This window comes from Mitsuaria sp. PDC51 (assembly GCF_900113225.1).
Lineage (GTDB): Bacteria > Pseudomonadota > Gammaproteobacteria > Burkholderiales > Burkholderiaceae_C > Roseateles.
The window spans coordinates 1,093,425-1,107,986 of the sequence record NZ_FOZE01000002.1; the positions used below are offsets into that span (position 1 = coordinate 1,093,425).

The following is a 14,562-nucleotide window of genomic DNA, read 5'->3' on the forward strand; positions in this document are numbered from 1 at the left end:
CGAGTTGGCGCCCTGAGCTTCGGCTTCGCCGGCGGCCTCGGCCAAGCGCGTGCGCTCGACCTCCCACCGCAACCCGCGATTTCAGATCTGCCGCGCCGAGAAGGTATCGCAGTCTCTGAGGTCCCCCTGTGCCATGCCTCGCTTGAACCACCGCTGGCGTTGTTCGCTGGTGCCGTGGGTGAAGCTTTCTGGCACGACGGCGCGCCCCGCGTTGCGTTGAAGCGTGTCGTCGCCGATCTTGGCGGCTGCATTGAGCGCTTCGTCGATATCACCGGCCTCCAGCCAGCCTTTGCTTTGTTGGGAGTGATGGGCCCAGACCCCGGCGAAGCAGTCGGCCTGTAGCTCGACGCGAACGCTGGTGGCGTTGGCGGCCTGTTCGGACTGACGGCGGCGGGCGGCTTCGACTTTCTGGGTGATGCCGAGTTGATGTTGGACGTGATGGCCGACCTCGTGGGCGATCACGTAGGCCTGGGCGAAGTCGCCGGGCGCGCCGAGGCGCTCGCGCAGGGTTTGGTAGAAGCTGAGGTCGATGTAGACCTTGCTGTCGCCGGGGCAGTAGAACGGGCCCATGGCGGCCTGGCCCATGCCGCAGGCGGTGGGCTGGGTGCCTTCGAAGAGGCGGAGCTTGGGGGCTTCGTAGGTCTTGCCGCCGGCCTGGAAGAGTTTGTTCCAGACGTCTTCGGTGTCGGCCAGCACGACGCTGACGAATTTGGCGGGCGTGTCCTGGGGATGACTGGGTGCGACGGGCCGCTGCTCGCCGCCGGTCTGGACGGTGCTGCCGTCGAGCGCGCTGAGCACGGTCAGCGGGTTGATGCCGAAGGCCCAGGAGGCGAGCAGGGCGATGACGATGCCGCCGATGCCGATGCCGCGTCCGCCGAGCATCGGGAAGCCGCCTCCGCCACCGCCGCCGCCGCCGCCTCGTGCGTCCTCGACGTTGTCGCTCTCGCGTTGTCCTTCCCACTTCATGGTGCGCTCCTGCCGCCGGCGTGCCGGCTCCAACGATGCGCAAGGATGGCACAGCGCGCCGGACGGCGCTGTCGGACGGCGCCGCGCCGCGCGCGGGCGGCCTCGATCAGGGGACAGCGGCGGCCCGGTTGGCGGCCCGGTTGGCGGCTCAGTCGGCGGCCAGTGCGCCGTCCCCGGGCGTCGCCGAATCCGTGGCGGGCAGGATCAGGTGGAATTCGGCCCCGCCGCCTTCGCGGTTGGCCGCGTACAGCTGGCCGCCATGCATCTCGACGATGCGCCGGCTGATCGGCAGGCCCAGGCCGGTGCCGCCGGAGCCGTCCTTGGTCGTGCTCGACTGGACGAAGGGATCGAAGATGCGCTCCAGCTCATCGACCGGGATGCCCGGCCCGCGGTCGGCGACGCACAGGTGCAACGCGCCGTCGGACCGCCGTTGCCCGCGCAGCTCGATGGTGCCGCCCTGCGGCGCGAACTTGATCGCGTTGGCCAGCACGTTGCGCACCGCCTGCTGGAAGCGCAGTGGATCGACGCTCGCGGGCATCGGCTCGGGTAATTCGGCGGCCAGCGTGAGCTGGCGCTTGGCGGTCAAGGGCGCGAGCTCCCGCATCACCGCGCCCACCGGCTCGCGCAGGTCCTGCGCGCGGAGTTCCAGCGCGCCAACGGCGTCGAGCTTGGACGCGTCCAGCAGGTCGTTGACCAAGGCCAGCATGCGCTGGCCGGAGCCGTGGATGTCCGAGAACATCGCATGCAACCGCTCCTGGCCGCCGCTGCGCGCCATGCCGAGTTCGGAGAAGCCGAGGATGGATTGCAAGGGCGTGCGCAGCTCGTGGCTGATGTTGGCGAGGAACTCGGTCTTGGTGCGCGAGGCCTCCTCCGCCGCGTCGCGCGCCTGGCGGGTGAGCCGCTCGGCGGCCGCGCGTTCGGTGATGTCGACGGCGCTGCCGGCGTAGCCGAGCAGCTCTCCGTCGCGGCGCAGCGGCACCGTCGCGATCTGGTAGCGACGCGGCGCGCCCTCGCCGTTGCGGATCGTGGCCTCGACGCTGCGCACGCCCTCGTCGCCGCCGAAGAGCCCGGCCACCGCCTCCCGGTCGGCCGGCTCGGCGAGGTCGGCCAGCCGGCGGCCGACGGCCTCGTCCGGACGCCCGCGATGCAGCGTCGTCCAGCGCGCGTTCACGAAGGTCAGCGTGCCCGACGGATTGGTCCGGAAGATCACCTCCTGCACGCTCTTGAGCAGCACGCGCATGTCGCGCTCGCGGTCGGCGAGCTGCACGTGCGCGCCCTCCAGCGCTTCCATCGCCTCGGCCCGCGCCTGCAGGCTGCGCCGCACGGTGACCGTCGCCAGCGTGATCAGGGCCAGCGCCAGGGCGCCGATCAGCATCAGCCAGCGCAGGCCGGCGTGCCAGCGCGCGAGCACCTCCTCGACCGACTGCTCCACGCCCACCATCAGCGAGCGCCGCGGCGCCGCGCGGTAGGCCACGACGACCTCGCCCGGCAAGGCGCCGGCACCGATGTAGGTGCCGTGCTCGCGCCCGCGACGCAGGGCGTCGAACGCCGGGTGGCCGTCCAGCCGCTGGCCGGGCAGTTGGTGCAGCGTCTCCATCGCGGCAAGCAGCTGGCCGTCCGTCGACGCGAGCCAGGCGGCGCTGCGCCCGGTGGGCAGCGCGCGCTGCTGGACTTGCGTCAGCGCATCCGGATTGATCAGCGCCAGCAGCCAGCGCGGCTCGCGCTCGCGCGCACCGGGCGCGACGCCGGCCGCCGTGGACGCGCCGCTCGCGGGCGTGTCCGGCGACGCCGGCAGTTGCAACAGCAGCGGCAGCATCCCCACCGGCGAACTGCGCGGCGGTCGTCCCCGCGCCAGGTCCGCGAGGCCGCGCCCCGGTCGCAGCGGCATCAGCATGTCGCGGTCCGGACCGGGCAGCCGGCCGAAGTCGTCCAGCGGCACTTCCAGGCCGATTTCATCGGCATTCGTGCTGATCAGCACCTTCCCGCGGGTGTCCAGCAGCGACACGCTGCGGATGAACGGCAAGCCCACCAGCACATGGCTGAAATGCGCCTCCAGGTGCTCGGCCTCGTGCGGATCGGCGATCGATCGCGTCAGCCCATCCCCGATCGCATGCAGGGACAGCGACGCGGTCTCGATGGTGCGGCTCGCGTCGCTCTCCAGCACCTGCGCCAGCAGCGCGCCGCGGGCGCGGGCCTCGTCGATCGCCTCCTGGCGACCGACCCAGGCCGGGCCGATCAGACCGGCCAGCGTGCCCGCCGCCACGACGACGCCGGCCCACAGCGCCGCGCGGCGCAGGCGCTGGAGGGATCGGACGGCCGGACCAAGCATCGTCGCGACTCCGCCTCAGGGGACCACGATCGCGCCCAGCCCGTGGCGCTCGGCCGCGGCGCGCAGCCGGCCGTCGCGCTTGATGCGCGCGACGAACTCGTCCAGGCGCGCCAGCCAGGCCGCGTCGCCGCGCCGGATGGCGTAGGCATACGGCAGGACGTGGAAGGGCTTGGGCGGCGCGATCAGCTGCGCCCAGTCGGCGTTGTCGAGCAGCCGCCGGCTGTAGGGGTAGTCGGTCATGAAGACATCGGCGCGGCCGGACTCCAGTTCGCGCTCGCGCGTCGCCGGCGGCTGCACGACCAGCAGCCGCGCGCGCTTGAGCGCCTCGCGCATCACAGGCTCCATCGAGGTGCCCGCCTGCACGGCGACCACCACCCCGCTCTGGTCGATGTCCTCCCAGCGCTTGACGACGCGGCTCGCGCGGCTCGCGATCGCGTAGATGTCGCTCTGCAGGTAGGGCTGGGTGAAGGCGAGCGCCGCCTTGCGCTGCTGCACCACGGCTACCGCGAACATCGCCACGTCGCAGCGGTCGCCTTCGAGATCGGGGATCAGGCGCTGGAAGGAGGATTCGACATAGCGCAGGCGCACGCCCAGGTCCTTGGCGAGCTCGTTGGAGAGGTCGATGTCCAGGCCGCTGAGCGTCTCGTCGCGAGGATGGCGGTAGGTGATGCCGTAGTAGTCGGGCCAGATGCAGACCCGCAGCACGCCGCTGGCCTGGATGCGCTGCAGCGTGCTGCCCGCCGCCGGCAGAGCGGTCGGCGCGGCGTCCTTCGGAGCGCTGCTCGCGGCCGGCGCGAACGCAAGCAGCCACAAGGCTGCCGTCATCGCGGCCAGCCGGCCCGCCATGGCCTGTCCGGTCCTTCGCATCGTCATCGCATCTCCTCGGACCCGGATTGCACCAGAGTTCGCCCCACCGGACCGCAAGGGAAGCCCCGATCTCCCACGGATGTCACATCGACTATCAGTTTTATCGCTTATAAATGGGGATATTGCCCACCTAAAACTTTAGGAAATTCGGCAAAATCGACTCATGACTGCCATTGCCCGGACCCCCGACGACATGCAAGAGGACTTCAGCACGCGCGAAGTCGCGCAGCGCCTCGGCATGGCGGTCCGGTCGGTGCAGCTGATGGTCGATCGCGGGGAGCTGCAGGCCTGGCGCACGCCGGGCGGCCACCGACGCATCCTGCGGGCCTCGCTCGACGCCTGGCTCACCGGCCGGGGCCTCGCGCCGACCAAACCCGCCGAGCTGGCGCCCGCCGACGGCGCGCCGCAGCGGCTGAAGGCGCTGCTGATCGAAGACTCGGTCCATTACCAGAACCTGGTGATGCTGCTGGCGCAGCAGGAGTTCCCCGACCTGGACCTGCATACCGCCAACGACGGCATCGGCGGCCTGGTGATGTACGGGCAGCTGCAGCCGGAAATCCTGCTGGTCGACATCCTGCTGCCCGGCATCGACGGCGCGGCGCTGGTGACCAGCCTGCGCTCGCAGCCGCAATTCGCCAGCAGCGAACTGATCTTCGTCACCGCGCTGGACGAACAGCAGCGCTCGCCCTACGCATTCGCCCTCGCCGGTCTGCCGCTGGTGCACAAGCCGCGGCTCGTCACCGACCTGCCGCCGCTGCTCGCCGCGGCGGTCCAGCGCATCCGGGCCCGTCAGCCGCAGTTCGCCGGCTGAGCATGGCGTCCCGCATCCGGGTCCTCCTCGTGGAGGACGACACCACGCTGCAGCGCTTCGTCGCGATGGCGCTGGAGGACGACGAGGTGCGCCTGCAGGCCTGCATCTCGGTCGACGAGGCGCTGCTGGCGCTCGCGACGCAGAGTTTCGACCTCGTCATCAGCGACCTGATGCTGCCCGGCCGTCACGGGCTGGACCTGCTGCAGACGCTCAAGCAGCGGCCCGAACTGCGCGGCAAGGCGCGGCTGGCCGTGTTCAGCGCCGGCCTGAATCCGGCGGTGCGCGAGCAGCTCGAGGCGCTGGGCGTGACGCGTTTCCTGTCCAAGCCCTGCTCGCTGGCGGACCTGCAATCGTGCCTGGACGGCCTGCGCGACGCCGCGTCGCCGCCGGCGGCGATGCCGTCGATCCACCAGGCCGCCATCGAGCAGTACTTCGGCGGCAACGCCGCGCTGTACCAGGCTTTCCTGGCGCGCTGCCGGATGCAGTTCCCGATCGACATCGCCAGCGGTCGCAGCGCCTGCGAGCGGGGCGAGCACGTGAAGCTGCGCCATCTCGCGCACAGCCTCAAGAGCGTGCTGCTGACGCTCGGCCATGCCGATGCTGCCGAAGTGGCGCGCCAGCTCGAGCAGGACGCGCAGGACGCCGCCACCGGCTCGGAGGACGCGCTGGCCGCGGTGCGCGCCGCGTGGCCGGTGCTCGAGGAGGCGCTCGCGCGCCTGCTGTGAGGCGGCGCTGACGGGCGCCTCAGATCGCCAGCGGATCGACGTCCACCGCCCAGCGCGTCAGCCCCTTCTGACGGCGCTTGAGCGCGTGCAGCTCCGGCAGCCAGGCGCGCAGGAAGCGCTGCAGCTGCGCGCGGCTGCCGGCCTCGATCAGCATCTGGAAGCGCTCGCTGTCCGCGACCCGCGCCACCGCCATCGGCACCGGCGGATACAGCAGCAGGCCGAGCGACAAGGGCAGCGCCTGCGCCGCCTCCTGCGCCGCGGTCAGGAAGTCGCGCGCGGCCTCGACGCTGCGCCCTTCCGCGCGCACCAGCGCCAGATGCGCGAATGGCGGCAGATTGGCCGACATGCGCTCGTGCAGCTGACTGGACGCGAAGGCCTCGTAGTCGTGCTTCTGCAGCGACTGGTAGAGCGCGTGCTCGGGATACCAGGTCTGCACCCACATCTCGCTGGCGGCGGCCTGCGCCGCGTCGCGGCCCGCGCGTCCGCCCGCCTGCATCAGCAGCGAGAACAGCCGCTCCGGCGCGCGGAAGTCGCTGCTGAACAGCGCGCCGTCCGGATTCACCGCCGCGACCAGCGTGATGCGGCGGAAGTCGTGGCCCTTGGCGACCATCTGCGTGCCCACCAGGATGTCGACATCGCCCTCATGCACCGCCGCGAGCTGCGATTCGAGGCTGCCCTTGAGCTTGGTGGTGTCGGCATCGATGCGCGCCACGCGCGCGCCGGGCAGCGCCTGCGCGAGTTGCTCCTCCAGGCGCTCGGTCCCGCGGCCCAGTGGCGCGATGTCCGGATTGCCGCAGGACGGACAGGCCCGCGGCACGCGCGCCGACACGCCGCAATGGTGGCAGCGCAGCGTGCGGTCCTCCTTGTGGAAGACCTGGTGCGCGCTGCAATGCGGGCAGTCGCTCTTCCAGTTGCACTGGTCGCAATGCAATACCGGCGCGTAACCGCGGCGGTTCAGGAACACCAGGCTCTGCTCGCCGCGGTCGAGCCGCTTGCGCAGCGCGTCCAGCAGCGGCACCGACAGCGTCGTGGTGACGCCCTTCTTGCGCTCGAGCCGGTTCATGTCGAACAGCCGCACCCGCGGCAGCGCGCCGCCGCCGATGCGCTCGGTCAGGTCGATGCGCCGATAACGACCGCCCAGCGCGTGCTGCCAGCTCTCCAGCGAGGGCGTCGCCGAGCCCAGCAGCACCGGGACCTTCTCCAGGTGGCCGCGATAGACCGCCAGGTCCCGCGCCGAGTAGCGCGCGCCGTCCTGCTGCTTGTAGGACGGGTCGTGTTCCTCGTCGACCACGATCAAACCGAGCCGCGGCATCGACGCGAAGACCGCCAGCCGGGTGCCCAGCACCAGCTGCGCGCGACCCAGGTGCGCCGCGAGCCAGTGACGCAGGCGCTGCGCCGGCGTGAGCCCGCTGTGCAGCGACACGATCGCGTGGCCGGCGAAGCGCTCGGCGAAACGCGCCTCGAGTTGCGGCGTCAGGTTGATCTCCGGCACCAGCACCAGCACCTGCTGGCCGCGCTCCAGGGCGGCCTCGGCGGCGCGCAGGTAGATCTCGGTCTTGCCGCTGCCGGTCAGACCCCAGAGCAGCGCGGGCGGTGGCGCCTCGCGAGCGGCCAGCTCCAGGACGGCGTCGAGCGCCACCTGCTGCTGCGCGGTCAGCGCGGGCCGGTCAGCGGGCGTGGCCGGCGTATCCGGCGTGTCGGCCGCCTGCGCCGCGGCCGCCGCGTCGGCCTTGTCCAGCTTCTTCAGCCGCGCCTGCAGCTGCTTGGCGTCCAGGTCCCGCAGCTGGGGCGGCAGCACCGCCAGCGCCAGTTCGCCGACGCTGCGCTGGTAGTAGCTCGCGGCGAACTCCACCAGCCGCCGCCAGCGGTCGGACAGCGGCGGCAGCGCATCGAGCGCCTCGCCCACCGGTCGCAGCTCGGATTCGGGCAGGCGCTCGTCCTCGGGCAGGTCCACGCCGTCCGGCAGGTCGTCCCACACCAGCCCCATCACGTCCCGGCGGCCCAGCGTCACATGCACCAGGGTGCCCGGGGTCAAGTCTTGCGGGCCGAGGTAGTCCAGCGGTCCGGTCAGCCCGCTGTGCTGGGGCGCCTCCACGGCGACCCGCACGCGGCGTGGGGCCGGCGCCTCGCTCATTGGGCTCGCCCTCTGGGGCGTTCGCCCAGCGCCACCGCGTCCCGGACGGCCTCCATCGGCCATGAGGAAAACGCGCCAAGTGCCTGATTTCCAACGGTGTTCACAACGGGGTCGAGAGCCTGTGGATAACTTTGTGGGAAACGCCCCGGGATTTTCGAGGTCGATGCGATTGCCGCCGCGAGCGCCTGTCGGCGTCAAATTCCGGGGAAACACTCCCTCCCCTTTGGAATCAACGACTTACACGCCCATCGGGGAAAGCCCTAGCTGCAAGCCAACGCATGTGCTGCGTTTGGGTGACATGCACGGATTTGGGGATAACTAGGCCGTGTCACCCCGCAGCCGGCGCGAGTGCCGATGCACTTCGTCGACCAGTTCGGCCACGCTTTGCGGCGGCGTGAACTGGCTGATGCCATGGCCGAGGTTGAACACATGGCCGCCCCAGGCGCCATCCGCGCGGCGCGGCGCGCCGAAGCTGTCGAGCACCGCGCGCGCCTGCTCGCGCACCGCGGCCGGCGGCGCGAACAGCACGTTCGGATCGAGGTTGCCCTGCAGCGCGACGCGGTCCTGAACCTGCGCGCGGGCGCGGCCCAGGTTCACCGTCCAGTCCAGGCCGACGACGTCGGCGCCCGAGGCCGCGATCTCGTCCAGCCACAGGCCGCCACCCTTGGTGAACAGCAGCTTGGGGATGCGGCGGCCGTCGTGCTCGCCCTTGAGCTGCGCCAGCACGCGGCGCGAGTACGCCAGGCTGAACTGCTGGAACTGGCCGTCGGCCAGCACGCCGCCCCAGGAGTCGAAGACCATCACCGCCTGCGCGCCGGCCTCGATCTGCGCGTTCAGGTAGGCGGCGACCGCGTCGGCGTTGATGGACAGGATGCGGTGCATCAGGTCCGGGCGCGCGTACATCAGGCTCTTGACGTGGCGATAGTCGTCGGAGCCGCCGCCCTCCACCATGTAGCAGGCCAGCGTCCACGGGCTGCCGGAGAAGCCGATCAGCGGCACGCGGCCGTTCAGCGCGCGGCGGATCGAGCTCACCGCGTCGAAGACGTAGCGCAGCTTGTCCATGTCGGGCACGGCCAGCGTGTTCACCGCCGCCTCGTCGCGCACGACCTTCTCGAACTTGGGGCCCTCGCCCTGCGCGAACGACAGGCCCAGGCCCATCGCGTCCGGCACGGTCAGGATGTCGCTGAAGAGGATGGCCGCGTCGAGCGGGTAACGCTCCAGCGGCTGCAGCGTGACCTCGGTCGCGTAGTCCGTGTTGGTGGCCAGGCCCATGAAGCTGCCGGCCTTGGCGCGGGTGTCGCGATATTCAGGCAGGTAGCGGCCGGCCTGGCGCATCAGCCAGACGGGGGTGTATTCGGTGGGCTGGCGCAGGCAGGCGCGCAGGAAGACGTCGTTCTGAAGGGGGGCGCTCATGGGAGGGCGATTATCCTCGGGGCTCCCTGCTCTTGAATTCCCGCGGCTGGCACACGATATGCCGGTGCGCACAAGGAGGTTACGCGAATGACATCGACCCCGTCCCGTTTGCTTGCCGCCGCGCGCGCCGCGGCCGCCGCCACGCTGATCGTCGGGGCGCCCCTGGCGCTGACCGGCTGCGGCTACAACGAGTTCCAGAGCCTGGACGAGCAGGTCAACGCCAGTTGGTCCGAGGTGCTGAGCCAGTACCAGCGCCGCAGCGACCTCATCCCCAACATCGTCAACACGGTCAAGGGCGAGGCCAATTTCGAGCAGGAGACGCTGACCAAGGTCGTCGAGGCCCGCGCCAAGGCCACCAGCATCCAGGTCACGCCCGAGCTGGCGCGCGACCCGGCCGCGCTGCAGAAGTTCCAGGCCGCTCAGGGCGAGCTCTCCGGCGCGCTGAGCCGGCTGATGGTGGTCAGCGAGCGGTATCCGCAGCTGCAGGCCAACCAGGGCTTCCGCGACCTGCGCGTGCAGCTCGAGGGCACCGAGAACCGCATCACCGTCGCCCGCAACCGCTACATCAAGTCGGTGCAGGAGTACAACGTGCTGACGCGCCGCTTCCCGACCAACCTGACGGCCAAGGTCTTCGGCTACGAGGTCAAGCCCAACTTCACGGTGCAGAACGAGGCCGCGATCTCCGCGCCGCCGTCGGTGAGCTTCGACAAGCCCACCCCGGCCACGGCGCCCGCGACGCCGGCGCCGGCCGCCTCTCCGGCGTCGAACTGAGGACCCGCGCATGCGGGCGGCCTCGGTGGCGGCGCGACTCCCGGTGATGAACAACGCCGGCGCCAGTCCCGCGCGCTGGTCCGCGCTGCTGCGCGTGTTCGCGCTCGCCTGCCTCGGCCTGCTGATGAGCGTCGGACTGCTGCCGCGCGCACGGGCGCAGGACGTGCAGGCGGTCCCCGCGCTCAGCGGTCGTGTCATCGACCAGACCGGCACCCTGACCGCCGCGCAGCAGCAGGCGATCGATGCCAAGCTCGCCGCCTTCGAGCGCGAGGCCGGGCCGCAGATCGTCGTGCTGATGGTGGCGACGACCGCGCCCGAGGACATCGCCGCCTACGCGCAGCGGGTCGGCGACCAATGGAAGATCGGCCGGCGGGACGTCGGCGACGGGCTGTTGATCGTCGTGGCCAAGAACGACCGGCGCATCAACATCCAGACCGCCAAGGCGCTGGAAGGCGCGGTGCCCGACCTGGCCGCGCGCCAGATCATCGAGCGCGACATCACGCCCGCCTTCAAGGCCGGCGACTACGCTGGCGGATTGAACCGGGCGATCGACTCGCTGCAGGCGCGCATCCGAGGCGAGCACCTGCCCGCACCGACGCAGCGACCGGCGCCATCGACGGGCGGTCACGGCATCGACCTCGGCGAGATCGCGATGATCGCCTTCCTCGGCGTGCCGCTGGCCGGCGCGCTGCTCACCGCGATCTTCGGCCGCAAGCTCGGCAGCCTGTTCACCGGCGCCGGCGCTGGCGCGGTCGGCTGGGGGCTGAGCGGCAGCCTGCTGCTGGGCGCTGGCGCGGCGATCGCCTCGCTGATCCTGGTGGGCGTGCTCGGCATCGGCGCGGCCCGACGCGGCTCGGGATCCTCCGGCGCCTACCGGCGCAGCGCCCATGGATCGGGCGGCATCGCGCCACCGATCATCTGGGGCGGTGGCGGTGGTGATGGCGGCGGCAGTTGGGGCGGCGGCGACGGCGGCGGCTTCTCGTCCGGCGGCGGTGGCGACTTCGGCGGCGGTGGCGCCTCGGGAGACTGGTGATGAACCGACGGACCGATCACGAGGCGCGCCACGCCGGCGACGCCAGCCGGCTGGGGCGGTTCTTCCGCCATCGCTTCTGGGACGAGGCCGACGTGCGTCGCGTGCTGCCCGCGGCGGCGCTGGCGCGGCTGTCCGCGCGGGTGACCGAGAGCGAGTTGCGCCATGCTGGCGAGATCCGGGTGTGCGTCGAGGCCAGCCTGCCGGTCAGCTACCTGTGGCGTGGCCTGTCCGCGCGGCAGCGGGCGCTGGCGCTGTTCGGCAAGCTGCGCGTGTGGGACACCGAGCACAACAACGGCGTGCTGGTCTACCTGCTGCTGGCGGAGCACGCGATCGAGATCGTCGCGGACCGCGGGCTGAACCGGCGCGTCAGCGCGGCGCAGTGGCAGGCCATCGTCGACGGGCTGCGGCAGTCGCTGCGCGATGGCCGCTTCGAGGAAGGTCTGGTGGAGGCGATCCGCGCGGTGGAGGCCCTGCTCGCCGAGCACTTCCCGCCCGAAGCGGGCTCGGTGCCGCGCAATGAGCTGCCGGACGCGGTCGTCGTGCTGTAGGGCCAGCGGCGGTCGCAGTCCGCAAGCGCTCAAAGGCTCTTGATCGGCTTGAGCTTCCAGCCGAAGCGCTCGGCTTTCGGCCCGCCCTTGAGCTTGGGGAACACCAGTTCCTTCGCGGGCACGGTCACGTCCGGCAGGTGGTCGAGCAGGTGGCGGATCAGCGTGAGCCGGCCGCGGCGCTGGTCATTGAAGTCGACCAGCGTCCAGGGCGCGTGCTTGGTGTGCGTGTGCTCGAGCATGCGGTCGCGCGCACGGCCGTAGTCCTGGTAATGCTTGCGGGCCTCGAGGTCGATCGGCGAGAGCTTCCACTGCTTGAGCGGATCCTCGGCGCGTTCGGCGAAGCGCTCTTCCTGCTGCTGCTGGTCGACGGTGAGCCAGTATTTGAAGAGCAGCAGGCCGTCGTCGACCAGCAGCCGCTCCAGTCGCGGCGCCTGCTCGAGGAAGTCCTCGGTCTGCCGCGGCGTGCAGAAGCCCATCACCGCCTCGACGCCGGCGCGGTTGTACCAGCTGCGGTCGAAGAGCACGATCTCGCCGGCGGACGGCAGGTGGGTGAGGTAGCGCTGGAAGTACCACTCGCCCTGCTCCCGCTCGCTGGGCTTGCCCAGTGCGACGGTGCGGCACTGGCGGGGATTGAGCGTCTCGGAGATCGCGTTGATGACGCCGCCCTTCCCGGCGGTGTCGCGGCCTTCGATGATCACCAGCAGCCGCTTGCGCGTGTGCTGCAGCCATCGGGCCAGGTTGTTCAGCTCGACCTGCATCGGCTGCAGGCGGTCCAGGTAGTCGGACTTGGAGAGCTTGCCGCCGTTCTGGCCGGGCCGGTCACTTTGCTTCGCGTCGTTCTTGGACTTCTTGTCGCCCATGCTCGCTCCGTGCAGTGAAGGACGGGCCAGCTTAACTCGTCGCCGGCACCGGCCACGACGCGAGCGGATCAGAGCAGCTCGAGCGTCTGCATGCCGGCCCAGCTCTCGCCGGGCGCGAGTTCGACCGGCTTGAGCACCTGCGCCGCTTCGACGCAGAGCATCTGCTTCCAGCCGCCTTCGGGCATGTCGGGAAGCGCGTCGCCCTTGGCTTGGCCGGGGTTCCAGACCACGGCGTCGGCGAATCCCTGCTGGCGGATCGCCAGGCGACGGTCGCCGTCGCGCAGGGTCAGGCCGTGCTTCACGTCCTGGTAGATGCGGTCGGTCTCGCCGTCCAGGCGCAGCAGGTCCTCGTGCTGGGTGGCGGCGCGTTCGATCGTCGAGTCCCAATACGCCAGGCCGGACAGTCCCTGGACCGACGCCGACATGATCTGCGTCAGCCGCAGGTAGGTGTGCAGCGCGGCGCTGAAGGACAGCGGCGCGTCGCCCTGGTTCTCGCAGGCGAGTTCGATCTCCAGCGCGCGGCCGGCGATCCGGATGCTGATCTCGGCCTCGAAGGCGTGCGGCCAGACCATGCGGGTGGCGCCGTCGTCGTTCAGGCGCAGCACGGCCAATGCGTCGTCCTTGCCGGACTCGGCGCTGACCAGCTGCCACGGCTTCCCACGCGCGAAGCCATGGCGCTGCAGCGGGCCGCGCGTGGCGAACTGCGGAAAGATCACCGGTACGCCGCCGCGGATCGCCTGGCCGGTGGCGAAGGCGCTCTTGGGGGAGAGGTAGAGCTGCTCGTCGGCGCCCGCGGGCACCCAGGACACCAGGTGCGCGCCATGCAGCAGCAGCGTCGCGCGGGCGCCATCGGGCGCACGGAGTTCGATGGCCTCGAGGCCCTGGTGGCGGGTGATGGAGATCGGAGTGGTCATGCTGAAAAAAGAAAACCCACCGGCGCGAACCGGTGGGTGGGGATCGGCTGGCGCGTCGCGGCGCCCGCCGTTTCCGGGTTCGTGGTCGAGACCCTTAGTTTTTCACAGGCTGACGCGCCCGGGGACCCGGCAGCAGGCCATTAGGGGCGTAGACCAGACGGTTGCTGGTCATGCCCGCGATCTGGTAGCTGCGGTCGGTAAGGTTCGCAGCGATTTGATCCACCACAGCCTGTACCAGCATCGCGATTGGATTGCTTTGGGTGCTGCTCTGTTCAGCGCTGGATGCCGTCGCCTTGCCGTCCCACAGCAGCGCGCCGGTGCGCAGGTCCACCAGCTTGGCATGCATCTCGACGATGGTCTCGCTCGACAGCACCTTGTAGACCGAGCCGTACTGCTTCACGTCGACATACAACGCCGCATCGGCGCCAAAGATCTGGCGCAGCTTGGCGGCGTCGATCTGGTGTGCGTCCGCCGGCGTGGTGATGCCGTTGGTGCGCAGCGTCTCATCGACCAGCGACACCGGCAGCACGTAGTAGCCGGCTTCGCCCAGCGGCATCGACAGGTTGGAGAGCACGCCATAGGTGGCATTCACGTCCGGCGTGTCGTTGACCGGCGGCAGCACCAGCAGCGAGGCCGGCTTGGCTTCCTTGAACGCGGTGTAGTCGTAGGGCTTGGACGGCGAGGCGCAGGCGGTCAGCGCGGCCAGCACGGCCACGGCGCCGAGGCGGCGGATCAGGGACATCAGGTTCGTCATGGTGTCGTTCTCCTCGGCGCTCAGACGCCGCTGGCCGCCTTGGCGGGCACGGCGGCAGCGGCCGCGGTCTTCTCGGACGGCTTCTTCAGCAGGAAGTCCACGTAGGCGGCGGATTCCGGGAACAGCGCGCGCTCGGCTTCCAGGTGGGCTCGCGCGGCGTCGTCGTTGCCGACCTTCGCGTAGAGCAGCGCCAGGTGGCCGTGCAGGCCGGGCGGCGTCGCTTCGTTGGCCGCCTTGTTCTTGATCAGCTGCGCTTCGAGCTGCGTGATCTGGTCGCCAGGCGCGGTGCCGTTGGTCTTGAAGTACTGGTAGACGCTGTTCTGGTAACCGGCCCATTGATAGAGCGGCTTCTGCGGCGTGCCGCAGGCGGTCAGCAGCGCGGCGACGGCCACGGCTGCGCTCACGCGCAGCGCGTGCTTGATACGGAGGGTCATGAT

General features: G+C 70.8%; 14 protein-coding genes. 5 read left to right on the top strand and 9 right to left on the bottom strand.

Annotated features, from left to right (window positions below; translation table 11 throughout):
• Positions 1-81: 81 nt before the first annotated feature.
• The 3 genes from BM393_RS16185 to BM393_RS16195 form a co-directional block, all read right to left on the bottom strand.
• A complete protein-coding gene (locus tag BM393_RS16185; protein ID WP_091728346.1) occupies positions 82-966 on the bottom strand; it encodes a neutral zinc metallopeptidase in 885 nt (294 codons plus the stop codon).
• 148 nt (positions 967-1,114) lie between these two features.
• On the bottom strand, positions 1,115-3,295 hold the full coding sequence (locus tag BM393_RS16190) for an ATP-binding protein (RefSeq protein WP_091728349.1): 2,181 nt from the start codon (positions 3,293-3,295) through the stop codon (positions 1,115-1,117).
• 15 nt (positions 3,296-3,310) lie between these two features.
• The gene (locus BM393_RS16195) at positions 3,311-4,162 is read right to left on the bottom strand and encodes an ABC transporter substrate-binding protein (RefSeq protein ID WP_091731682.1); all 852 of its coding nucleotides are present in this window, start codon (positions 4,160-4,162) and stop codon (positions 3,311-3,313) included.
• A 163-nt stretch (positions 4,163-4,325) separates the two neighbouring features.
• On the opposite strand from BM393_RS16195, the gene BM393_RS16200 reads away from it, so the two are divergent.
• Positions 4,326-4,973 (top strand): helix-turn-helix domain-containing protein, encoded by a 648-nt coding sequence (locus BM393_RS16200; protein WP_091728352.1) that lies wholly within the window; start codon positions 4,326-4,328, stop codon positions 4,971-4,973.
• Positions 4,974-4,975: 2 nt separating this feature from the next.
• A complete protein-coding gene (locus BM393_RS16205; protein WP_091728357.1) occupies positions 4,976-5,698 on the top strand; it encodes a response regulator in 723 nt (240 codons plus the stop codon).
• 19 nt (positions 5,699-5,717) lie between these two features.
• Here BM393_RS16205 and BM393_RS16210 read toward each other — a convergent pair whose 3' ends face one another.
• Complete coding sequence (locus BM393_RS16210) at positions 5,718-7,832, bottom strand: primosomal protein N' (protein WP_091728361.1); 2,115 nt, start codon at positions 7,830-7,832, stop codon at positions 5,718-5,720.
• A gap of 318 nt (positions 7,833-8,150) precedes the next feature.
• Complete coding sequence (gene hemE / locus BM393_RS16215) at positions 8,151-9,245, bottom strand: uroporphyrinogen decarboxylase (RefSeq protein ID WP_091728364.1); 1,095 nt, start codon at positions 9,243-9,245, stop codon at positions 8,151-8,153.
• An 87-nt stretch (positions 9,246-9,332) separates the two neighbouring features.
• Here hemE and BM393_RS16220 point away from each other — a divergent pair, with 87 nt between their 5' ends.
• From BM393_RS16220 to BM393_RS16230, 3 genes are read left to right on the top strand one after another with little or no spacing between them, the layout of a single operon-like run.
• A complete protein-coding gene (locus tag BM393_RS16220) occupies positions 9,333-10,016 on the top strand; it encodes a LemA family protein (RefSeq protein ID WP_091728367.1) in 684 nt (227 codons plus the stop codon).
• 10 nt (positions 10,017-10,026) lie between these two features.
• Positions 10,027-11,049, top strand: coding sequence for a YgcG family protein (locus tag BM393_RS16225; protein ID WP_404932652.1), 1,023 nt, complete (start codon positions 10,027-10,029; stop codon positions 11,047-11,049).
• Positions 11,049-11,597, top strand: coding sequence for a TPM domain-containing protein (locus tag BM393_RS16230; RefSeq protein WP_091728370.1), 549 nt, complete (start codon positions 11,049-11,051; stop codon positions 11,595-11,597). Before BM393_RS16225 ends, BM393_RS16230 begins: the two co-directional genes overlap by 1 nt.
• A gap of 29 nt (positions 11,598-11,626) precedes the next feature.
• Here the strand turns inward: BM393_RS16230 and ppk2 are convergent, their stop codons facing one another.
• The 4 genes from ppk2 to BM393_RS16250 all read right to left on the bottom strand — a co-directional run bounded on the left by ppk2 (position 11,627) and on the right by BM393_RS16250 (position 14,559).
• Positions 11,627-12,457, bottom strand: coding sequence for a polyphosphate kinase 2 (gene ppk2, locus BM393_RS16235; RefSeq protein ID WP_091728373.1), 831 nt, complete (start codon positions 12,455-12,457; stop codon positions 11,627-11,629).
• 68 nt (positions 12,458-12,525) lie between these two features.
• Entirely contained in the window at positions 12,526-13,371 is an 846-nt protein-coding gene (locus tag BM393_RS16240; protein WP_091728376.1) for a D-hexose-6-phosphate mutarotase, read from the bottom strand.
• A gap of 94 nt (positions 13,372-13,465) precedes the next feature.
• The gene (locus BM393_RS16245) at positions 13,466-14,125 is read right to left on the bottom strand and encodes a DUF799 domain-containing protein (protein ID WP_217648454.1); all 660 of its coding nucleotides are present in this window, start codon (positions 14,123-14,125) and stop codon (positions 13,466-13,468) included.
• A gap of 20 nt (positions 14,126-14,145) precedes the next feature.
• Positions 14,146-14,559, bottom strand: a complete 414-nt coding sequence (locus BM393_RS16250; RefSeq protein WP_091728381.1) for a DUF4810 domain-containing protein — start codon at positions 14,557-14,559, stop codon at positions 14,146-14,148.
• Positions 14,560-14,562 lie beyond the last annotated feature (3 nt).